General features: G+C 36.9%; 24 protein-coding genes and 1 riboswitch. Of the genes, 2 read left to right on the plus strand and 22 right to left on the minus strand.

Going from position 1 to position 22,764, the window contains the following annotated elements; genetic code table 11:
* Positions 1-27 precede the first annotated feature (27 nt).
* Positions 28-648: an NUDIX hydrolase gene (locus ACWNMY_RS01070; RefSeq protein ID WP_449536440.1), complete on the minus strand. Its 621-nt coding sequence runs from the start codon at positions 646-648 to the stop codon at positions 28-30.
* 297 nt (positions 649-945) lie between these two features.
* On the opposite strand from ACWNMY_RS01070, the gene ACWNMY_RS01075 reads away from it, so the two are divergent.
* Complete coding sequence (locus tag ACWNMY_RS01075; protein WP_449536441.1) at positions 946-1,398, plus strand: DUF2269 family protein; 453 nt, start codon at positions 946-948, stop codon at positions 1,396-1,398.
* A 395-nt stretch (positions 1,399-1,793) separates the two neighbouring features.
* On the opposite strand, the gene ACWNMY_RS01080 is transcribed toward ACWNMY_RS01075, so the two are convergent.
* The 14 genes from ACWNMY_RS01080 to ACWNMY_RS01145 form a co-directional block, all read right to left on the minus strand.
* On the minus strand, positions 1,794-1,982 hold the full coding sequence (locus ACWNMY_RS01080) for a hypothetical protein (protein WP_449536442.1): 189 nt from the start codon (positions 1,980-1,982) through the stop codon (positions 1,794-1,796).
* A gap of 379 nt (positions 1,983-2,361) precedes the next feature.
* Positions 2,362-2,871, minus strand: coding sequence for a hypothetical protein (locus tag ACWNMY_RS01085; RefSeq protein ID WP_449536443.1), 510 nt, complete (start codon positions 2,869-2,871; stop codon positions 2,362-2,364).
* 110 nt (positions 2,872-2,981) lie between these two features.
* Positions 2,982-3,407, minus strand: a complete 426-nt coding sequence (locus ACWNMY_RS01090) for a GNAT family N-acetyltransferase (protein ID WP_449536444.1) — start codon at positions 3,405-3,407, stop codon at positions 2,982-2,984.
* A 295-nt stretch (positions 3,408-3,702) separates the two neighbouring features.
* Entirely contained in the window at positions 3,703-5,787 is a 2,085-nt protein-coding gene (locus ACWNMY_RS01095; protein WP_449536445.1) for a histidine kinase dimerization/phospho-acceptor domain-containing protein, read from the minus strand.
* Positions 5,762-6,448, minus strand: coding sequence for a response regulator transcription factor (locus tag ACWNMY_RS01100; protein WP_449536446.1), 687 nt, complete (start codon positions 6,446-6,448; stop codon positions 5,762-5,764). The genes ACWNMY_RS01095 and ACWNMY_RS01100 overlap by 26 nt, the downstream gene beginning before the upstream one ends.
* Before the next feature lie 268 nt (positions 6,449-6,716).
* On the minus strand, positions 6,717-7,400 hold the full coding sequence (gene tenA, locus ACWNMY_RS01105) for a thiaminase II (protein WP_449536447.1): 684 nt from the start codon (positions 7,398-7,400) through the stop codon (positions 6,717-6,719).
* Between the two features lie 97 nt (positions 7,401-7,497).
* Positions 7,498-7,597: riboswitch (TPP riboswitch) on the minus strand.
* A gap of 90 nt (positions 7,598-7,687) precedes the next feature.
* Positions 7,688-8,515 (minus strand): GNAT family N-acetyltransferase, encoded by an 828-nt coding sequence (locus ACWNMY_RS01110; protein WP_449536448.1) that lies wholly within the window; start codon positions 8,513-8,515, stop codon positions 7,688-7,690.
* Between the two features lie 30 nt (positions 8,516-8,545).
* Positions 8,546-8,722, minus strand: a complete 177-nt coding sequence (locus tag ACWNMY_RS01115; protein ID WP_449536449.1) for a hypothetical protein — start codon at positions 8,720-8,722, stop codon at positions 8,546-8,548.
* Positions 8,723-8,911: 189 nt separating this feature from the next.
* The gene (locus ACWNMY_RS01120) at positions 8,912-9,259 is read right to left on the minus strand and encodes a hypothetical protein (RefSeq protein WP_449536450.1); all 348 of its coding nucleotides are present in this window, start codon (positions 9,257-9,259) and stop codon (positions 8,912-8,914) included.
* Between the two features lie 161 nt (positions 9,260-9,420).
* The gene (locus ACWNMY_RS01125) at positions 9,421-10,353 is read right to left on the minus strand and encodes an MBL fold metallo-hydrolase (protein WP_449536451.1); all 933 of its coding nucleotides are present in this window, start codon (positions 10,351-10,353) and stop codon (positions 9,421-9,423) included.
* Positions 10,354-10,417: 64 nt separating this feature from the next.
* Entirely contained in the window at positions 10,418-11,149 is a 732-nt protein-coding gene (locus tag ACWNMY_RS01130; protein ID WP_449536452.1) for an alpha/beta fold hydrolase, read from the minus strand.
* Between the two features lie 117 nt (positions 11,150-11,266).
* Positions 11,267-11,872 (minus strand): alpha/beta family hydrolase, encoded by a 606-nt coding sequence (locus ACWNMY_RS01135; protein WP_449536453.1) that lies wholly within the window; start codon positions 11,870-11,872, stop codon positions 11,267-11,269.
* Positions 11,873-12,108: 236 nt separating this feature from the next.
* Complete coding sequence (locus ACWNMY_RS01140; protein WP_449536454.1) at positions 12,109-12,726, minus strand: NUDIX hydrolase; 618 nt, start codon at positions 12,724-12,726, stop codon at positions 12,109-12,111.
* Positions 12,727-12,861: 135 nt separating this feature from the next.
* Complete coding sequence (locus ACWNMY_RS01145) at positions 12,862-13,353, minus strand: hypothetical protein (RefSeq protein ID WP_449536455.1); 492 nt, start codon at positions 13,351-13,353, stop codon at positions 12,862-12,864.
* A 338-nt stretch (positions 13,354-13,691) separates the two neighbouring features.
* Here ACWNMY_RS01145 and ACWNMY_RS01150 point away from each other — a divergent pair, with 338 nt between their 5' ends.
* A complete protein-coding gene (locus ACWNMY_RS01150) occupies positions 13,692-14,114 on the plus strand; it encodes an RDD family protein (RefSeq protein WP_449536456.1) in 423 nt (140 codons plus the stop codon).
* Positions 14,115-14,173: 59 nt separating this feature from the next.
* On the opposite strand, the gene gloA2 is transcribed toward ACWNMY_RS01150, so the two are convergent.
* The 7 genes from gloA2 to chvE all read right to left on the minus strand — a co-directional run bounded on the left by gloA2 (position 14,174) and on the right by chvE (position 22,623).
* Positions 14,174-14,560 (minus strand): SMU1112c/YaeR family gloxylase I-like metalloprotein, encoded by a 387-nt coding sequence (gene gloA2 / locus ACWNMY_RS01155; RefSeq protein WP_449536457.1) that lies wholly within the window; start codon positions 14,558-14,560, stop codon positions 14,174-14,176.
* 192 nt (positions 14,561-14,752) lie between these two features.
* Entirely contained in the window at positions 14,753-16,168 is a 1,416-nt protein-coding gene (araA, locus tag ACWNMY_RS01160) for an L-arabinose isomerase (protein WP_449536458.1), read from the minus strand.
* 28 nt (positions 16,169-16,196) lie between these two features.
* Entirely contained in the window at positions 16,197-16,898 is a 702-nt protein-coding gene (locus ACWNMY_RS01165; protein ID WP_449536459.1) for an L-ribulose-5-phosphate 4-epimerase, read from the minus strand.
* Between the two features lie 22 nt (positions 16,899-16,920).
* Entirely contained in the window at positions 16,921-18,531 is a 1,611-nt protein-coding gene (locus ACWNMY_RS01170; protein ID WP_449536460.1) for a xylulokinase, read from the minus strand.
* A gap of 223 nt (positions 18,532-18,754) precedes the next feature.
* A complete protein-coding gene (mmsB, locus tag ACWNMY_RS01175) occupies positions 18,755-19,918 on the minus strand; it encodes a multiple monosaccharide ABC transporter permease (protein ID WP_449536461.1) in 1,164 nt (387 codons plus the stop codon).
* Complete coding sequence (mmsA, locus tag ACWNMY_RS01180) at positions 19,902-21,452, minus strand: multiple monosaccharide ABC transporter ATP-binding protein (RefSeq protein WP_449536462.1); 1,551 nt, start codon at positions 21,450-21,452, stop codon at positions 19,902-19,904. The genes mmsB and mmsA overlap by 17 nt, the downstream gene beginning before the upstream one ends.
* A gap of 79 nt (positions 21,453-21,531) precedes the next feature.
* Positions 21,532-22,623 (minus strand): multiple monosaccharide ABC transporter substrate-binding protein, encoded by a 1,092-nt coding sequence (chvE, locus tag ACWNMY_RS01185; RefSeq protein ID WP_449536463.1) that lies wholly within the window; start codon positions 22,621-22,623, stop codon positions 21,532-21,534.
* Positions 22,624-22,764: the final 141 nt, after the last annotated feature.

Consider the following 22,764-nt stretch of genomic DNA (forward strand, 5'->3'; position numbering starts at 1 on the left):
TGCTACCCCATTAGAGAAGAAAGATTATTAAAGCTTTTCTTTAATTTTATCGATAACTGTCTGATAAAATGTAAGTTGATGAGGTACAAATTTATTCCTTCCAACACTACCATTAATACTACCTTTCTCTCCATCTTTCTTTATTTCAAATCCTGTTATCTCAATTGTTTCTCTTTCACCAGACCAGAGTTCCGCAAAATGGTTAAACTCTACTTTACCAATTCCCGCAACTTCTTCTTCCTGAAGGATAAAGTCATCAAGCGAAATATTTCTCTTATATAAAAATACGTTTGCGATTTCCTTATCTATAAAATTTTCCCTTTTAACACAGTAGTCTATTATTCCTAACGGTATTAATTCCTGAAACGAAATCTCAATCCCAATCTCTTCCTTGATCTCTCTTACACCATCTTGAACTGCTTCAGTAGCCAGTAAATGCCCTGCAGCAGTAATATCCAATAGATTCGGATAATCCTTCTTGGTATCACTTCGGAGTTGTAGATAAAGATAATACGTTCCCTTTTCTTCACAAACAAACCAACAATGAAAAACTTCATGCCAATATCCAAGTTTATGTACATCTTCACGTGTAGCGACGCCTATTTGATTTCTATGATTATTAAAGATTTTTAATAATTCACTTTCCAAACTTTCATCCTCCATATTACTAGTTTGATTGAAAATCCAAATGTATAGCCTATAAGCACAAAAAGTGTCTTACAATCTGACTACAGGTTTAACTGCTTTTTTTACTTATTCCCAATAAATAACACAATCTAACGAAGACACAACAAGGACTTTGGTAGGTCTTAAAACGTTAATTTGTATAATCAAACAAAACTTTTTACCTATAAATTTGTTATTTTTTCACATTTTTTACCTTTTTTACAGTATTATAGAGTATGTCATTTATCATAAATAATATCAGAAGAGGGGGACCTATAAATGACACTCTACGGAATTATTCTTACACTTCATATTATCGCAGCTGTCTGCGGACTTGGAGCCACTTTTGCTTTGCCGGCTGTCATGAAATTACCTAAAACCGTGACTCAAGCTAAATTCGCTCTTGCTATTAATGAAAAAGTTGAGAAAATCGCAAAGCCAGCCAGTATCGCTTTACTAGTTACAGCATTACTATTAGGCGCATTAAATCCATCTTTATTCAAAACAGGTTGGTACATTGCCTCAATGGTAATCTACATAGCTGTTCAACCATTGGTTGCAAGCATTCTACCAAAAAAGGCAAAGTTACAAGAAGAATTACTAGAAAAAGCAACTAGCGAAGAACTTCCTAAAGAATTTAATGAAATTGGGAAGCAAGCAGCCCCATACAATATGGTCACACACATAGCTGTAGTTGTACTAATTATCCTAATGACCTTAAAACCATTTTAAAAAAATATAAGCCATTTAAAGGAGGCGGTATTTCATTCCCCTCCTTTTATCCTTACCAACGATTATTATTGTATTTCCCCCATTTTGCTGTTGTCTCTTTTCTAATCGCTTCAAGATAAATATTCTGCTTAGTAGTAAAGTTAATTTAATACTAAGATAAATTTTATTCTTCCTCATTTATTAATACAGCTATTGCATATGTAGCAAAAGCAAAAAAACCTATAACAGTGAAAATAAAAGATGTATAACTATCTCCAAAGATGAGATTCATTACTAAACAAATACATATTATGATCCAGCATATTCTAATTAGTTCTTTTTTCATTGGCTGCCTCTTTTTCAACCGGATTTCAAATTAACAAAAGATACCTCTGTCCTTTACCCAATTCTAACCATTAATGTAAATACATCATCAAAAAAGGGGTAAGGAGTGTTGCAACAATCAAAAGTAGAACTAAACCACTGAACATATAAGTAACATATTTCTTTCTATCTACACCTAGTCTCAGTTCCCATAATCCGATTGTAATGAAATATAAACCTATTATTGAAACAAGCACGCGTAGCACAACAAAAAAATTCACCTAATTCTCCCCTTTTTATTACTTGAATGTTCTCATAACTCACATATTAACATAATATTCCAAATTTAAATACAGTTTTTATACCCCATGAAAACCAAAAAACGATTGCCTTGTTTAGCAATCGCTTTCGATAAAGTAAATGTGAAAATTTCACGAACTTTCACCAGCCTCTAACCGATCCATAAGTTTGTCTACTTTTTTTGAGATTCTTGCTTGTAACACAATGATAGTAATGAAAAAACCAACCACAATTCCAACTAATGGTGTGAAAAGTCCAACGAAAAAAATGGCTATAATAGTCGGCACTATGTATCAAGAGCTACCATTACTCCCCCTTTTATTACATGCAAACTTCGTCTAAGCTTCCCCGAAAGTTCAATTACTCCTTCTTCTCTACCCACTTTCTAACTTTTTTATCCATCTCTTTTTGTAAATCCTCTATATTCCCACTCCTTTGTTGTACCAATTTTAGATATTTTTTTGGAAACATTTCTGTTAGAGAGGACTGATATAAATTACCGTCTTGTGGCTCTATGTATTCAATCACAGAATAATTTTCTTCTTTTTTACTCAACCGAATTACGATAGGTAATGAATGTCCTGCCTGATTTTCTAGTCCAGTTGATTTATTAAAACCCCCATAATAAGACCACATGTAGACATTTATTACCCCATCTGATTCACTTGTACCAAACACTTCGTGTACTTCAAATTGTTTTTCGGTCTCGTAATATGAGGATGAATATTTTTGCATTATATAATCAGAAATAACCTGATCCATTTCTTCGTTTATATGCGTATCCCCATCTTGTAAGTTGACCTCTTTCCCACTACAACCAGCCACTACTAATGCACCTAATAAAAAAAATAAAATAAATGTGTTCCTCAAATGTTCTACTCCTCCTATATAAAACGTTTCACTATGCGTAAAGTAACATAATTTCTCTACTGTAATATACCCTATTCAACAAAGTCGAATGTCAGCTACCCCAGCCCACTTCATGTTTCGTTTCTTGAAATCACTGTAAACATCCCCGTCATGTTTGGTGAGTAATCCTTAAAATCATAACTTTCATAGAATGATTCTGTACCTTTTGATGCAAACAGACCGACAAATGCCTTATCCGGTGCATTCCGATTCAAGTAATCAACCAATCTATTCATTATGTCTTTCCCGATACCCTTTTTCTGATGACCTGGATGCACCATTATGTCTTGAATATAAAAATAGATAGCACCGTCACCAACAATTCGACCCATGCCAACAATATGTTCATTATTATAAACCGTGATGCAGTGAATGGAATTCCGTAATGATGTTTCCGCTACGTCAAAGTTCATAAAAGCTGTCCATCCCACAGCGTCGCACAGAAATTTGTATTCTTCCAATGTTGGAATGTTATGATTAAACTCATATATCATCATTATTTTGCATCCTCCAAAACTTCAGACTTCAACTAGTATAGTTATTCGCCATCTGTTTTTCTATTCCTTCTATCCGACAAAACACCAGAAAGTTGAATTTCCTAAACGACATAACGATCAAACGATATGTACAAAGGGTATTAACTGAGATGACTGAAAGATGTTCAAACAGAAAAAAATGGAGTACGAAATAATTTACTATTTCATACTCCATATATTATGTGGTTTAGTGATTCTCTTACGTCAACCAAACCCGTTATCCTAAGAACTTAGTTCTTATCTACAAATATAACTCTTAGTCATTTTCAATAGTATGTTTAGGCAAATGGATGATCGCCTTAAATAAATCTCCATCCACATGAATGGTAAATCTCCCTTTTTGCAGTTCGATAAGGTTTTTCGCAATTGAAAGTCCTAACCCGCTGCCTTGACTATTTCTGGATTCATCGCCTCTTTTAAAGCGTTCCATTAATTCGTCTGCAGAGATGTTTAACTCATAAGCGGAGATATTTTTAAAGCTGATACGAATTTCATTTCCAACATCCTCAATATCTATATACACCCTTGACCGCTCGAGTGCATACTTAAAGATATTTGATAATACATTCTCTATCGATCTCCACAATAGTCTTCCATCGACAGTCACATACACCTTATCATGTGGCTGACTTACCTTCATATCCAGACCCATTGCTTCGATTTTGTCGTTGACTTCCCCTAGCCCCTGGGTAAGTAAAGATATGATATCAATTTTCTCAACGTTCACCGGAATATTCCCGCTCGAAGCCTTTGAAGCTTCAAATAAATCATCAGTTAAAAGTTTGAGCCTTTGTGCTTTTTGTTCAAGCACCTCAATGTATTCGCCTGTTTTTGTTGCGTCCTTTTCAGTTTTTAAAAGATCCACGTACGTAATAATCGAAGTTAACGGATTTCGAATATCATGTGAAACATTCGTAATCAGCTCTGTCTTTAACCGTTCGCTTTTGAGTTCACTATCCACTGCCTTTTTCAAGCCATCGGTAATGCTATTGATATTCGTAGAAAGTTTTGCAAACTCTCCATTTCCTGGCACTTCAATGCGATGATGAAGATTTCCTTCCTTAATAACTTCTATCCCTTGTTGGATACTCTGGAAGGTCTTGACCTTTTTATAAGCAAACCAAGCTGCTACCCCAATCGTAATCGGGAACAAGAAAAACGTTGCTGCAATCAATAACGGATACCCTACTACAAGTAAGACTGTCTTAACACCAACGCTACCTGATTTATATACATCTCCAAAAAATTTCACAAACTTGTAAATGACTGTATAGATCAATGTGTGCTTGAAAAACGTTCTATTCTTACTATGCTTTACGAGTAACAGAAGCAATGCTACTTCAAGTGCGGCAAAAGGAATTGTAATGACTGGAAACATTCCTACCATATTTTCAAACACGTCATCCACTAATACAATCCAAAGTGGCCAAAGCAGAATACAAAGAATAATATTTATGTCATTATAGAGTTTTTCTACCGGGCGGAAGTGCAACTCTCTATCTTGAAAAGATTTTCTACCAATTACAAGTACCAAATAAATAAATGAAAGAATAAATCCTGCCAAATATCCTAGTAAACGATATAAGTTTGTTGTCGCATTGGCCTTGCCTTCTTGCCACTCTTCCGATTTTTTATCTAAAAATTGTTTCGAAAACCCAACAAAAACAACTGTATTTTCCATATCTAACTCATCAATTTGTTCTGTAATTCGATATAAATACTCATTTTCTTCTGTCTCTTTTGGATACAACTCTTTCTTGTATTCTTCAAAGAGTAGATAAGCTGGATACGCTGCAAATTCTTCTTTTTTAGTCATGGAACTATTTGAAAATACATTGGTGCCATCACTGGCATAAAACAATGGATCATAATTTTCGAGATTTTGCACGAGCATATGATATTCTCTCATATCTTCCTTGATCATCTGTTCTTTCGTTTCAGTAAGTCTGTCGGCAAATTCTTCTTTAAAGTTTTCGTAGTTCTTCTCTTTTCCTAGCTCTGGATCATACAGTCTAGAATGATATTCAAATTCTGAGTAGTATAAGTTCTCCTCAACATCTTTCCATTCATCCTGACTAATGGTTTTGCCACTTAAAATATGTTCCTCATTTTTATACTTTCCTAGTAATCTTGTGAGGTCATGAATCAACCTTTCACTTTCTTGTACATATGACCGACTTTCTATGTAACGGTCCTCGGTTACACTACCAAACTCTCCATCATTTACAATCTCCACTTCAGCAACTGCTTGAACCATTCCTGTAAAACACAGGATTGCAATGATAAAAACAATGATTTTTGTCATGATGGAATGGCTATAATTTTTCCACTTTATATCCAACTCCCCACACCACCTTCAAATATTTTGGTTCTTTCGGATTTATTTCGATTTTCTCTCTGATTTTTCGGATATGAACGGTTACGGTATTTTCAGGGTTAAAGGATGGTTCATTCCAAACCTTTTCATAAATCTCTTCAATCGTGAATACTTTACCTGCGTTTGCTGTCAACAGCTTTACGATTTTATATTGAACTGGCGTAAGATGGACCTCCTCGCCATCGACAGTGACCGTTTTCCTTTCATCGTCAATTAAAAGGCCCCCAGACTGATAGACGTTGCTATTCGTTTCAAGGCCACCTAATGATGTAAATCTTCTCAGCTGAGATTTGACCCTTGCAACCAATTCCAACGGGTTAAAAGGCTTGGTGATATAGTCATCTGCACCTAAATTCAACCCTAATATTTTGTCATGATCTTCAGATTTAGCAGAAAGCATAAGTAACGGAATATTATGTTGTTTCCTAATTTCCATCGTTGCTCGAATCCCATCCATCTTCGGCATCATAATGTCCATAATAATAAGATGAATCTCATGACTTTTGAGTCCTTCAATAGCTTCTAGTCCATTGAAAGCTTTATATACGGTGTAGCCTTCATTTTCTAAATATATTGCAATTGCATCGACAATGGCTTTGTCATCGTCACATACTAAAATATTCATAATCGTTCACTCCTACATGGTGGTAACATCTGTATCACTCCCTTTAGTATTTACTATAAGGAAATGATAGCAATCAAATCTTAACAATCCCTGCATGCATTTCTTAAGATTTTCTTACGATTTGGGCTGCCTTGACTATTCTACCACGCAATAACGATTGAAAGAGTAAAAACGTTGAACATGAAGGGCTGAAGGTTATAAAAAAGTAAATAATAGAAAAAAGGAACACAGTCCTCCAAATTGAAGGCGTGTGTTCCCATAAAATTGATTATCTAACTGGCCATTCTTCTAGGTTCTCTGCCATATCCCAAAACATGTATTCAAACAGACTTGTTTTGACCACGATTTCCTCAAGAGCTTCTAAATCTCGATCTGGTTTTCCACTTGCGATTTCATTAATTAGATTCTTACAATCCTCGGCTAATGCTGTAAATTCATCGGATGAATACATTTTCACCCACTCACCGTAGAATTCATGATCTGCTGCTCCTTGCCATGTTACGAGCTCTTTTCCAATAAAATTATAACTCCATGCACATGCAAGAACAGCTGCCACAACATTCTCAACACCACCAAGCTGGGCTACGTTCAGCATATAACTCGTATATGAAGTCGTAGTTGCTGCAGGCTTAGTTGCCTCAAGCTCTTCATTCGTAATATCAAATTTCGCCGCATACTGACGGTGAAGATCCATTTCAATATCCAAAGTACCATGCAATAAATTTGCAAAAGTGGCCATCGTTTTTAAATCATGAGCCTTTGCACTTCCTAACGCAAAAAGGCGACAATACTCAATCAAGTATACATAATCCTGTTTCATATAATGCTTAAATTTTTCCTTATCTAATGTACCGTCTCCTATTCCTTTCACAAAAGGATGCTCCAAATACGAATTCCAAATTGGCTCAACTCGAGTCCATAAACGATCTGTAAACAAATTGCCCACTATCATTTCCCCTTCCTATTTTTCGACTATAGGGGGGGTAAAAATAAAAAACCCATCACTAGTTACTAGAAATGGATTGGGTAATCGTTACTCGCAAACACGAAACGTACCAACTCCACTTCCCTACGCTAGTGTTACCTAGATCAGGTTCAAAGGGTCGATATTTCTATCTCTCAGCACTACATGCTCCCCTAGTCGAATTGTTAGATTATTAAGTTACTAGATATTAGTTAACCATAGCCCATATGAAAAGACAAGCGGTTGAGCGTTAAACACCCCCGTTAACGGAAACATTAATCAAACTTAAATTCATATCCTTTATAGCCATATACAAGTCGAAAGCCTATGTTCTCTGCGACCGCAATCGAAGGCTTGTTAGATTCCATACAATCCCAATACGGAACGAAATGATGATCCAAGCAATCTCTTACAAATGCGAACGCTACTCTTTGCGCTAACTTTTTACCTTGATGCTCTTTCAATGTTTCAATATCAATACAGTGAACATTGTCAACTGCAAACCCCGAGAAACAGACACTTACAATTTCATTTTGATACACAACACAGTACCCAACGCCTTCAAGAAAAAATCTCTCAGGAGAAGACCAAAACTCAGTTATTTTGGAATGTAAAAATTCAATGTTTTTAATTGAATGATCACTGTTGGTATAAAGCATTTCACTAATTTTAACAATGGTATATCCTTGTTCAATAGGAACTAAACTTTCTTTTAAGTCGTCCCTTTGCAATGTATAAACCCTCTGATTCCAACTACCTAGTTTACGGTTTTTACATATCTTTTGAATCGTTTCATCCCATTTGTGATGATTACCAATCCCCTCAAACCAAGTTAACCCTACCTTTCTAGCCTCTGGTACAAGTACTGAATCTATAAAATGATTGAATTGGGTATTGAACTCTTCGTTCCTTTCATTCCCAATAAAGATAAAACCATCGTTATTCCCTAACCAAATCAGTCCCGTAGTCGGAGCATCAAGGTTGTCGACAAATATACGACCAGGATTGACTCCTTCGCCTACAGCTTTCGCTTCTATTTGACCACTTTCGTTTAGCAAGTCTCTACATCTATGAAATTCGGATTTCTTCAATTCTGAGATCAAATGCTACCACCACCTGTCTAATACGGTAATTTACTTCTTGGATAAGTAATATCTTGCATTAGCAAAACATATCGTTCCAAACAGAAACAACATAACGATTAACCAACTGGCAATAGCTGAGAAATCTCCTTTAAAAATAAATTCACTCGTTAACGTAACAAACACCATTATGGCCATAACAACATACAAACCTATTACATGTTTCATTGTTTACATCACCCTCCTGCTGCGGCTCCATTTATCTCCCTTAGTTTACCAAATAAACCCATCTATTTGGTAATTAACTTATTTCGATTGTACAAGAACATACGAAATAGGTGCATGTTCCTTCTAGGATCAACGCACCTGTTTGTGAATTACATTTTTTCATAATCAACTAGGCTCTCGAAAGACTATTTATGCAACTTTCCTACCAAACTTTGATTCAAGTATTAAAACAATTGGATAGGCAGCAATCAAAAGTAAAGAAAAGTAAACGGATTGTTCAAACATAGCTTTAAACATTTCTTGGGACCATCTATCTTCACCGATAATCCAATACGCCATATGATTTGAAATACCAATTCCATCATTGGCTTCAGGAATTAAGCTTTGTGTATAGTTTTGTGCGAGACTAATAACGGCTAATATTGATAATGCAATTGCCATACTAATTCCTTTTGAAAATGGGTTTTTTATTCCTAATCTTTGGAAAACGATAACAGCAATGATTAACATAACTAAACTTCCAAACACAAATGTCATTTGCCTTCCCCCTGTACATATAGTAAGTCCTTTATATTAATTACAAAGAGTAAAGATATCCATTTTTAAAAAATGACATCATATCATAATCGTTTCTGCTTCGTTACTCATATAAGCAAAAATGGATACTTCACCTTTTGATCAACGCATATTTGAATACACTAAGAGTTATTTTTCTGCAACTCTTTTAAAACTTTCAAATTCCTATTAAACAGTTCACCTGCGTCGATATTTATAGTCTGCCAATCTTTATATTTATCAGGAATTGCAACTTGTTCTATGTTACTCTTGGATAATTCAATTATCTCTGTTATGTAATTCATTAATTTGATAATATCTTCCTTATTTCCAATTGGTCCGTGACCAGGGATAGCCTTTTGAATCGAAAGGTTTTTTATTTCATCTAAGATTTTTACCCATTGTGCCGGATTGGAATACGGGAAGAACGATGGATGCATACCGACAAAAAGAAGGTCAGCCATAAAAATAATCTCATCTTCAGGAATATAAAGAAAGGAATCACAATTTGAATGACCACCACCAAATGTACTGATTCTAGCTGTACGCTTTGTGCCGGAAATAGATAGTTCGTTGGTGAACGTGATTTGTGGCAAGACTAATTCTAGGTCAGGGAGTGAGATTTCTAGCTCCTTTAAAAAATCTATTTCATTCTTTGTCTGGATGTCGGGGGAACTTTCATTTTGTTTAGTAAGGGATTCAATATATTTTTTCAAACCATCAATGTCAGCTTTCTGATCAGCAATTCGTTCTGGATGATTTTCCTTCATTTGTTTCCATGTGGTTTGACTTGATACTATATTACAATCCCTAAAAACTTGATTCCCTCTTATATGGTCGCCATGAAAATGACTATTCATTACCCAAGAGACAGGTTGATCGGTAATGTTTTCTGCAATATTCCTTAGGTCTTCGGCTGCTTGCTGTGAGTTAAACGTATCAAAAACAAGCGTTCTCCCTCCTAAATCTAAGAAACCAGCATTTCCTACAGCTCCACCACCATCCTTTGCAATAGCAGCAAAAATCCCATCACTAACTTTTTCAAGTATAAAATGCTTAGAATAAAATTCAGTCATTAACTCTTCTCCCCCATTAATAAAGAACCTCGTTATTGAAGTATCCGTTATTACATATAAAACCTCACAAGCTAATCTTATCCGTTATTTTTTTAATCGCACTCACCACTACTTCGGGTTCATCATTTTGTATATAATGAGCACTGTTTTCAGCAATGACCAATTCACCATCGGAGGATATTTCAAGAATTGCTCTTTGCATCTCATTCCATAACTCTTGTGATTCCTTTGAATAATGAGCTTTCTTACCTGCAGAAAGAACAATTAGTGGGACATTTAATTTACGTTTAGTTTCTTTTAACTGCTTTAGGCTTTCCATAAATTCATCATAATTGCCTTCATGAACGAATTGCTTGTTGTATGCTTGTTGAAACTCTTTTGACATCGTTGGCAGAAATCTATCTCTGTAATCTTCAGGGGTAGAGTCAACCAAGACAAGTCCACAAACTTCATTTTGATGTTCAGTGGCAAACATTCGCATATTAACACCACCAAAAGAATGACCTACCAATATGTATGGAGGTTTAATTTTGGCCACAATAAGAAGTTCCTTCAATTCTCTTACCATTTCACGACTGGTTCTGGGCCTCGAACTTTTTTTACTTTTCCCAAGTCCTGCTCTATCATAAATTAAAACGTTAGAGATCATTGAAATATCTTCAATAATTGAATTCCAAGCCTTGGAAAAATCACCATATCCAGCATCCATTACAATTGTTGGTTTTCCTATATTTTCTCCCACTAATTTAGCGTAAAGATTACAATCACTTATTTGCACATGCATTTCGTTAGTCATTTTGTCCATTCCTCTCATTTTCCCAACAACACTTTATAGTTGAGTAAATTCACCAATAGGTGCATTAATCTTATTTGAAAGGTTCCTTTATACTAGTAGTTTGCTATTCTTTTAATGTTAAAACTCATTTATATCAGAAATTACATTTTTTAGAACTTCTATTGATTTGATTGGTTCTGTATCAAGCTCTAAATTGTGGTTAGCACCATCAACTACTTTTAATAGCAGATTTTTATTCTTTTTCAATTCTTCAAAGCGTTCCTCAATAAAACAAACACGGTCTTTTCCTCCAAAAATACAAAGTCCTTTATTCTTACTTGTAACCATTGCATGAAAGACATCATCATTTTGTAGTATGGGAGTCAGCCATATCGCTTTCGCATCTTTCATCCTTGGATGATCGAGCAGATACCGTAAAACCTTTGTACCGATAGATTTACCTACTACATAAAAATTGCTGTAATTCTTGTCCTTAATTGCACTGTCGATTGCAAATTGTACATCCTGTGCAAACTCTCTTTCATTTAGGGCAGACATCTCTTCCCTACTAAATGTATAGTTAATGTGCAAGACATCAAAGCCTTTATTGTAAAATACCCCTGTTGTAAAGTGTAACAATGGAGCTTGTGTTGTGTAACCCGCTCCGGGCAAGACAATAACTACGCTATTTGTATCTTCTTTTTGTTCAATCAATCTATAAGGAATACTTTTATTAGGTGTCACGTTTTTTTCACTCCTAACGTTTTATAGTTATCTATTCTTGACTATAAATCAACATTCCTTCTTTCCTTTGCCACTCTGCCAGGATTTTTTTCTAATTGTCTTGTGAACTTCTTTCTGGTGAAGTCCAATACACCTTTGCGAACTATTTTTTACAAAAAAAAGACGATCAATGGTATGATCGCCTGGTGAGATATATCAATTGATTGTTTGTTTTTTGCCTTAATCAATTGAAAAGATCAATCAAAATAGACAGGTTCTTTTGGATTATGTAAATGTTTAAATACTAAATGAATTTGTGATTCTGTATTTCTAGCTATAGATAGAGGTGGTAGTTCATTTTCAGAAAAAAATTCCACTGCATTTGTTTCAATACCTTCTCTGGGTGTCCCACCAATGATTTCACATTGGATAAATAGTTTATAAACGTGATAGGGTGAAGGTGGATGAGGATGACATTTCTTATCAATCACAGCTATTAATTTAATGGCTTTAACATCAAACCCTGATTCTTCTTTTACTTCCTTGACCGCTACTTCGCTTGGCGTTAATCCAATGTCACCCCAACCTCCTGGTAAAGACCAACTTCCATCACTTTTTTCTCGCACCATTAATAGTTTATTCCCATTAAATACAACAGCCCTAATATCAACCTTCGGCGTTGCATATCCAGTTTCATTTGCAAATAAATCGTTTATTCTTTTATTGTCAATATTTGTATACTGAGTCAATATTTCAACACTTATCTTTCTGATTTCCTCAAATCTCTCCACATCGTAAACATCTTTTGAATAAGTTAACCCTGCTTGTGCAATTGATTGAAGCTGTTTTGCCCACTCTAACCATTTAGGTTCCAATCCATATTCACCTCCAACTGGTTTTACCATATTTTTTACTGAACAGTAAGCTCTACGTATGTAGAACTCCCCTTATATCAAGGTACACACTAAATGAAATTCACTACAACTCATAGTTCCCGTTTAATAATCTCTTTATGACTTATTATTTTTGAAATGATATAGCACATCAATAAGTAACAAGATGAGAGATACACCGATTGAAATGGTCATGTTTATGACTTCATTTAACTTAAGTAGTATTCCAATTAAGTAGAAGGCTGCTACCCTTGACAACGATAAAGATAGAATGCCATAGATATTTTCACCCCATAGATACTCGAAGAACTTTTCAAAAATGTTATCAATTGTCATCCAATAAATAAGAAAGGAAATGCCAATAACAATTAGTTGGTTAGTTTCGATATGTAATGAAAATATTGTATCAATTACACTGGTTGAGCCCATTATCAGAAACAGAAAAAATGCAAAGACGACTGTGACAATGACAGAAAATAAAATGGCAACGACTAGTAAGCTTAGGAAGCCGTCTTTATTTCCCTCTTTTTTGTTTTCATGTTGAACAAACCAAAACAATACGAGAAATGCAAGGATAAATACGACAGATAAAAGGATTGCAATTTTCAATCTACCTACACCTCGATTCGTTAATTGATTACTAGATTGGTTGGGTGTATTTTATCATTTAGATCTATATATTCGCATATATTGAAATACGTTTTAACATAGGGAAAGTTTCATATTTTTCTGTAACTAATTAGAAAACACTTCTTTTTAGATGTACAAAACATAGCTATAAAAATTAGCTTATAATAAGAACATAATGCCGTAGGAAACCGTTCATAAATAAATGCTTCCAAGTAACACCGAAAAGTCTAGTGGATACTTGCACTGAACGATGGTAAAATATGGTTATTAGAAATAAAGGGCATCATTGATGAATACATTCTAATGGAGGTGTTTACTTGTATAATAATTTTGAACCAGCAGGGTTTTGGATTCGTCTTGGAGCTTCGATTATTGATGGTTTTGTCACTTTTTTTGCTATTTTAATACTTTCACTCATTTTTAACTTTCCAATAGATAATGACTCTTGGCAATCTGGCCTTCTTGAATTCTTATATGCTCTAAGCCTACCACTCTTATGGTACGGGTATACAGTTGGAAAAAGGGTATGTGGGATTCGCATTGCGAGGATTGATGGAGAAAAATTACACATTGGGAATATGCTACTTCGTCTTGTAGTGGCAGGGCTCATCTACGCTTTGACGTTAGGAATCGCAGTCATTGTAAGTGTAATTATGGTGGCTGTTCGAGAAGATAAAAGAGCAATCCATGACTTCGTAGCCGGCACATGTGTCACCTATAATCCACCAGAAAGAAAGTAACCGGGGCAGAACTGAGGAACTGTCCTGTGTGGGGACAAGGGACCTGTCCCTCTGTCCCACTATCTTTCGTAAATTTCTAATGGTAAATGATCTGGGTCTTTGAAGAAGGTGAATTTTTTTCCAGTTATTTCGTCAATTCGGATATCTTCTACTATGATTTGTTTTTCAGTAAGCTCTTTAACTGCTTCATCTATATCATCCACTTCAAAGGCTACATGTCGAAGACCTGCTGCTTCAGGATAACTTGCTCTTTCTGGTGATTCCGGAAAAGAGAACAACTCAATTTGGTAGGTATCCCCCACTGCTAAATCCAGTTTGTACGAACCACGGTCTTCGCGAAAGGTTTCATTTAAAATAGATAAACCAAGCTTATTCACATAAAATTCTTTTGACTTCTTGTAGTCAGTGCAGATTATTGCTACATGATGTATACGGTTGATTTTCAACGTATCCCTCCTCTCTGAATAGTAAATCTGGAAATTTGTAACTAGAACTACACGATACTTTCCCATATCATCTTTACCTATTTTCTCATTTTATTCAACCTATCTTAGAGAAATAGAAAAAGAGTTCCTCGTCTCACTCACTACAGAAACAAGGAACTCTTCCTTTCGGGGCCAACCAAAACCACTTCAACTTTATTTAATTACTACATATTCCAAGTCTACTAGCTTCGCATAGGTAACGATTTGATCAGTTGTTAGATTCAATGAAACAACAGTATGGTGACCGCCACCGTTTTCAATCCACGCTTTGACGCCGTCCTGGAAGTTTGGCTTAACCTCCCAAAGCACACGTGCTACTGGAAGATTTGGCGCTGGAACATTTGGTTCAAATGCTGAAACTTCATTGATTAAAAGTTTGAAATGGGTTCCAAAATCAGCCATTGAAACAACAACACCGTCTCCTGCTTTCCCATCAAATACTAGGCGTGCAGGATCTTCACGGTTCCCAATACCTAATGGAGAGACAACGATTTTTGGTTTGCTGCTTGCTAGCGTCGGATCAACTTCAAGCATATGTGATTGCAGAACCGACTCCTGACCTCTAGCTAATTCATACGTGTAATCCTCCATAAATCCGGTTGATTGATTACGACTCATTACCTTAAGCAAGCGGTCGAGTGCCGCTGTCTTCCAATCCCCTTCACCTGCGAAACCATATCCTTGAGCCATTAACCGTTGAACCGCTAAACCAGGAAGTTGCTTCATACCATGTAAATCTTCAAAATTAGTTGTGAACGCAGTGTAACCACCTTCATCAAGGAAACGCTTGATCGCGATTTCATAACTTGCTTGGACCTTTACACTCGATTCCCACTCTTCTTTCCTATATGTGCCATAATCAAATTCATAAAGCTCCGTGTACTCAGCAAATAATGCATTTATTTCTTCTTCCTTTACCTCATTCACATAGTAGACTAGATCCCCAATGCCGAAATAGTCTACTGTCCAGCCAAATTGAATTTGCGCTTCAATTTTATCTCCATCCGTAACAGCAACATTACGCATGTTATCACCAAAGCGTGCAACCTTTATATTAAAGCTTTCATTATAAGCAACCGCTACATCCATCCAATCTGCAATTTGCTTTTGTACTTCAGGACGTTGCCAGTAACCCATTACGACCTTATTTTGTTTTTTCAATCGTGCATTCATAAAACCATATTCACGATCTCCATGAGCCGATTGATTTATATTCATAAAATCCATATCAATCGTTGCCCATGGAATGCTTTCATTAAACTGAGTGGCTAAATGCAAGAGTGGTTTCTGCAATAACTTTGTTCCACGAATCCACATCTTTGCAGGTGAAAAAGTATGCATCCACGTAATCACACCAGCAACTTCATCACGATAGTTAACCTCTTTCATAATGTTTGTGATTTTTTTCTCACTAATCGCTAAATCCTGTAATACGATTTTATAAGGTAACAAACCACTTTCATTTAATGCTTCCGTCATCTCTTGTGCATGCGCTTTAACTTCTGCTAATGCTTCATCCCCATATAGATGCTGTGAGCCTACAACAAACCAAAATTCCTTATTCTCCATGAGTTATCCCCTTTTCCTATATTGATCGTTACAATCCCTTTTGACCGTAATATGCATGTTCCCCGTGTTTTCGTAAAAAGTGTTTTTCTAATATGCGTTGCGGTAATTCTACTGCAAATGTATTTAATTCTCGTGTAAACAGATTCATTTTTGCTACTTCTTCTAACACAACACTATTGATCACGGCTGATTTTACATCCTTTCCCCAGGTAAAAGGACCATGGCCATGAAGTAAAACTCCAGGAACCGCTAACACATCGAGACCGCGCTTTTCAAATGTTTCGATAATGACACGACCTGTTTCAGACTCATAACCACGATTGATTTCCTCTTGAGTTAAGAACCTTGCACAAGGGATTGAACCATAGAATGTATCCGCATGGGTCGTTCCCATCGCTGGAACATCAAGCCCTGCTTGTGCCCAAATTGTTGCCCACGTAGAATGCGTATGAACGATACCGCCTATTTCCGGGTAATGATTATATAAAACTGCGTGCGTTTGTGTATCTGATGAAGGATTTAATTTCCCTTCGACAACATTACCATCTAAATCCACAACCACCATATCACTCGGTTTCATCGTCTCATAATCTACTCCACTAGGTTTAATAACAAAAAGACCACTAGCTCGGTCTATCGCACTCGCATTTCCCCATGTGAATTTTACGAGGCCATGTTTCGGTAATTCCAGATTTGCGCGATACACTTCTTCCTTTAGTCGATCTAACATGTACCTTCCTCCCTCCTTCTTGTCATTGATGCAAATGTTTGACAGCGGCCCGCTCCATCTCTAACCCTTTGATGTAACGCTCGATAAATAACTCAAAACCCTTTACGTCATTACGGTCAGGATGTATTTCTTGCCCCACAACTCCCTCAAAGACATTTTTCTCAAGGAAATCTTCTAAACTTTCATTCTTGTCTTCTCTCAGCATGTAAGCAGCAAGGATTGCCATTCCCCATGCTCCACCATCTCCTGCTGTAGACATAACAGAAACAGGCACATTCATCGCGGCTGCAACCATTCTTTGGCCAACCTCTGGCGTCTTAAATAAACCACCATGAGCGAGAATACTGTCTATTGCTACATGTTCTTTCTTTGTCAAAATATCCATTCCTATTTTTAAGGCACCAAATGCCGTAAAAAGATGCACCCTCATAAAATTGGCTAGATTGAATTTACTCTCAGGTGAACGAACAAACAATGGTCTACCTTCTTCTAGTCCGGTAATATTTTCTCCTGAAAAATAGCCATAGCTCAGTAGGCCGCCACCATCTGGGTCCGCCTCCATCGCTTTGTTGAACATCACACTGAATAATTTGTCGGTCTCCACCGGATATCCCATTGCTTCCGAGAATTCACGGAATAATCCAATCCAAGCATTGATATCGCTTGAACAGTTATTAGCATGAACCATCGCTACCGGACTGCCATTCGGTGTAGTAACTATATCAATCTCTGGATACACTCTTGAAAGTTCCTTTTCTAAAACAATCATTGAAAAAACAGAAGTTCCGACCGAGACGTTTCCCGTGCGCTTTCTCACACTATTCGTAGCAACCATGCCTGTTCCTGCATCACCCTCTGGTGGACAAACCGGTATACCTGGCTGTAAATCAGAAGAGTAATCCAATATTTTCGCCCCAGTATCCGTTAATGCTCCGGCTTTCTCGCCTGAAATAGAAACGTTTGGAAGAATATCTTTTAGCTTCCAAGGAAATTTCTTTTCAGCTACTAGTTCATCAAATTTCGTGAGCATTGCTTCGTTGTAATCTTTTGTCGCTTCATCGATTGGAAACATACCAGAAGCGTCACCTATTCCAATTCCTTTATTCCCAGTCAGCAACCAATGAATGTAACCTGCTAGCGTTGTCATATAGTTTATCTGAGGTACATGCTCCTCTTTGTTCAAGATTGCTTGATAGAGGTGTGCGATACTCCATCGTTCTGGGATATTGAATTGAAATTGATTGGTTAGTTCTTTGGCTGCTGGACCTGTTGTCGCATTCCTCCAAGTCCGAAATGGAACGAGTAACTCCCCATTCTCGTCAAAAACTAAATACCCATGCATCATCGCTGAAAATCCAATAGATCCAATCGTTCGAAGGGTAGTATCAAACTTCTGTTCAACATCATGTTTCATTTCACGATAAGCTGCCCGCAAACCAATAATCACATAATCTAGGCTGTAGGTCCAAAATCCATCTTCTAAAATGTTTTCCCACTCATAGCTTCCAGTTGCAATGGTCTCAAATTGTTTCGAAATTAAAACCGCTTTAATTCGAGTAGAACCGAACTCAATACCAAGTGAGGTTTCTCCATTAGCAATGGCTAGCTTACTTTCTTCCTGATTCGCCTTCACGTTACATCTCCTCTCTTACATAATCTAAGAATTAAACAGATCACCATTTACACCCTCAACAAACTGGACCTTATGCAGAGGAATGGAAGTTCCCTGTAAACCTAACTAAATTACGTGGGAAACGGTAAAAGCATCCATTACATTGTCTGCAAAAAAGCTGGCTCAAGTCTCCAAGACTTTCGAGTCAGCTTTCGTAAGGTTTTTAATGGGTAAATATACCTCACTACTTTCCAGCACGGTTTTTGTTGTAGATATCAAACCCAACTGCCAGTAAGAGGACGAGTCCTTTGATCGCTTGTTGCCAGTCGATTCCGACACCAATGAGTGACATACCGTTATTCATGATACCCATTACGAGACCACCGACAATCGCACCAATTACGGTTCCTACGCCTCCAGCCATCGAAGCACCACCGATAAATACGGATGCAATGGCATCAAGCTCAAGCATGTTACCCGCTGCAGGTGTTGCAGAGTTAAGACGCGAAGCAAACATTAAGCCGGCTAAAGCTGCGATCACTCCGTTGTTCACAAATACCCAGAATACAACACGCTTTGTTTTAATACCGGACAAATCTGCTGCTTTCTGGTTCCCACCTGTTGCATACACATGACGGCCCATGACTGTGTTTTTCATAACAAAGGTGTAAATCACAATGAGGATTAGAACAATGATTAACACCGTTGGAATCCCTTTATTTAACGCCAATTGATACGCAAACCAGTTAATCACAGCGATTAGTAATGCCATTTTTGTAACAGATAGCCATAATGGACTCACCTCAAGGCTATATGTCGATTGCTTTTTACGATTTCTAAATTCCATATAAACCAAGACGATTGATAGAATAATAGATAAAAGAATAGTGAGTAGGTGCAAATCACCCGAACCAATTGCAGGTAAAAAGCCCCCGCTCAGCATTCCAAATGATTCTGGGAATGGCGCAAGTGATTTCCCATCTAACAGATACAAGGTTAATCCACGGAAAATTAACATACTTGCTAAAGTGACTATAAAGGAAGGTATCCCAACATACGCAATCCAAAAGCCTTGCCAAATACCAATGATTGCTCCTACAATGAGTGATAGAATAATAGCTAACCATACCGGCACATTATGATTAATCATTAAGACCCCTGCAATTGCGCCGACGATTGCAACGACGGAACCGACAGATAAATCAATATTTCCTGTAATAATGACTAAAACCATCCCAATCGCCAATACGAGGATAAACCCGTTTTGCAAGATTAGATTCGTCAAGTTTAATGAACTAAAAGATATTCCATCCGTTAGTATCCAAAATAGTCCTGCAATGAACACAAGTGCAATGATCATTCCATATTCACGGATATTGTTGCGAAATAAATTACTTATTGTTTGCATGTTTCGTCCCTCCTGTTCCCGTCATATAACGCATAACACTCTCCTGGTTCGCATCTTCACGTCCAAGCTCACCCGTTATACGACCCTCGTTCATGACATAGATCCGGTCTGACAGCCCCAAGACCTCAGGTAGCTCTGAGGAAATGACAAGGACCCCCATTCCTTCTGCCGCAAGTTCATGTATGAGTGAATAAATTTCAAACTTCGCTCCTACATCAATACCACGAGTCGGTTCATCCAATATCAAAATATCTGGTTCGGTAAAAATCCATTTACTTAAGACTATCTTTTGCTGATTTCCCCCACTCAAATTCCCTGCAAGCTGACCCAATGTTGGGGTTTTGATATTTAATCTTTCTCGTAAAATTTGCGCCTCCTGTACTTCCTTGTTTTCATCAATCACCGTATTGGTTGAAATACGCTTGAGATTTGATAGAGTAATATTCCGTTTAATATCGTCTATTAAATTTAAGCCGTATGTTTTCCGGTCTTCCGATACATATGCAATACCATGCTTAATCGCTTCACTTACTGTATTTATTTGTATTTCTTCTCCATTCTTGTATAATAAGCCGGTAATTTTTTTCCCATATGTTTTCCCGAAAATACTCATTGCAAGCTCGGTTCTTCCAGCTCCCATTAAGCCTGCTAGGCCGACAATTTCACCACGACGAATATGAAGGTTTACATTGTCAATCACTTTACGTTCTCGCTGCAATGGATGATAGACATTCCAATTTTCCACTTCAAAAATAATGCCACCAATGTTAGGAACTCGTTCTGGGTAGCGGCTAGTCAGCTCACGCCCGACCATGCCTTTAATTATTCGGTCTTCTGACGCTTTTTCTCCCTTTGCTTCAAACGTCTCAATTGTTTGTCCATCTCTTAAAATCGTAATGTTATCCGAAATACTAGATACTTCATTTAATTTATGAGAAATCAAGATCGAGGTAATTCCTTGTTTTTTTAGTTCAAGTAAGAGCTTTAATAAGTTCTCACTATCTGTTTCATTCAGGGCTGCTGTTGGTTCATCTAAGATTAAGAGTTTCACATTTTTGGATAGTGCTTTTGCAATTTCAACGAGCTGTTGTTTTCCAACCCCGATATCCATAACAGCCGTGTTCGGTGATTCTACTAACCCGACCCGATCTAACAGTTTTTTCGCCTCTGAAAACGTGACCTGCCAATTGATTATTTGATTGGATTGTCGTTCATTTCCTAGAAAAATATTTTCTGCAATCGATAAAAAGGGACTCAATGCTAACTCTTGATGGATAATGACAATCCCAATTTGTTCACTTTGTTTAATATCTTTAAAGTGGCATTCCTCTCCTTCAAAGTAGATGCTACCTTCATAAGTTCCACTTGGATAAACACCACTTAACACTTTCATTAACGTTGATTTACCGGCACCATTCTCACCTACGAGTGCATGAATTTCACCCTTTTTCACCTTTAAATTCACGTTATCTAGCGCCTTAACTCCTGGAAATGTTTTTGTGATGTTACGCATTTCTAAAATATACTCAGACATATCCTCACCACCTCGTTAAAATCCCTATTGAACAAGTAATTTAGTGGTGACGTTACATCACCACTAAATCGGGGGTACTTTATTTCACATCAGCTTCTGTGTAATATCCGCTGTCAATTAACACTTCTTTGTAGTTGTTGATGTCGACAGATACAGGATCAACTAAGTAAGAAGGAACGACCTTTTGCCCATTGTCATATGTTTCTGTATCATTCACTTCTGCTTCTTCGCCTGATTCAATCGCCTTTATCATCTTCACGACTACAGCAGCTAGATCACGTGTATCTTTGAACACTGTTTGTGTTTGTTCCCCAGCAATAATCGATTTTACAGAAGCAGATTCCGCATCTTGTCCAGTTACTACTGGAAGAGGAAGATCTGCAGAACCGTAACCTACTCCTTTTAGTGCCTGAATAACCCCACGGCTAATTCCATCATAAGGTGATAACACAGCGTCTACCTTTTCCGTACCTGAGTATGCTTTACTCAATATATTTTCCATACGTGATTTGGCAGTGTTTCCATCCCAACGCATTGTAGCCCCTTGTTCAAATTCTGTTTGACCACTTTGAACAACTAACTTCCCGCTATCAATATGTGGTTTTAGAACAGACATCGCACCATCCCAGAAGAAGTAAGCATTATTATCATCTGGTGACCCACCAAATAACTCAATATTAAATGGTCCTGCCTCTTCCTTAAGGTTAAGTGCTTCTTCAATATAGGAAGCCTGGAGGACACCTACTTGGAAATTGTCAAATGTTGCGTAATAACTTACATTTTTTGTTTCCATAATTAGACGATCATACGCGATAACTTGTATGTCTTGATCAGCAGCCTTTTGTAATACATTTGTCAAAGCCGTACCATCAATCGATGCTACTACCAAAATTTTTGCACCTTTTACAATCATGTTTTCAATTTGTTCAATTTGCTTATCAACATCATCTTCTGCATACTGCAAATCTGTTTTATAACCAAGTTCTTCTAATTGCTTCACCATGTTATTTCCATCATCTACCCAGCGCTGTGATGACTTCGTTGGCATTGCGACTCCAATTAATGTATCTTTTGAGTCACCCCCTGAACCAGATGATTTGTCACTTCCACTACAGGCTACTAACGTAAAAACCAAACTAATGATTAGTGCTAAAAACCCTACTTTCTTCATAATCGAAACCCCTTTCATTTTTTGTTATCTAACTGTCTATAAAAATATCATGTTAGCTAATGAAAGCGCTTTACATAAATTCAAACACTTTTTATAAATTTTTAAACAATTTGTAATTTTCGTCATTTACGCACAAAAAAA

It is taken from the genome of Ferdinandcohnia sp. Marseille-Q9671 (assembly GCF_976954385.1).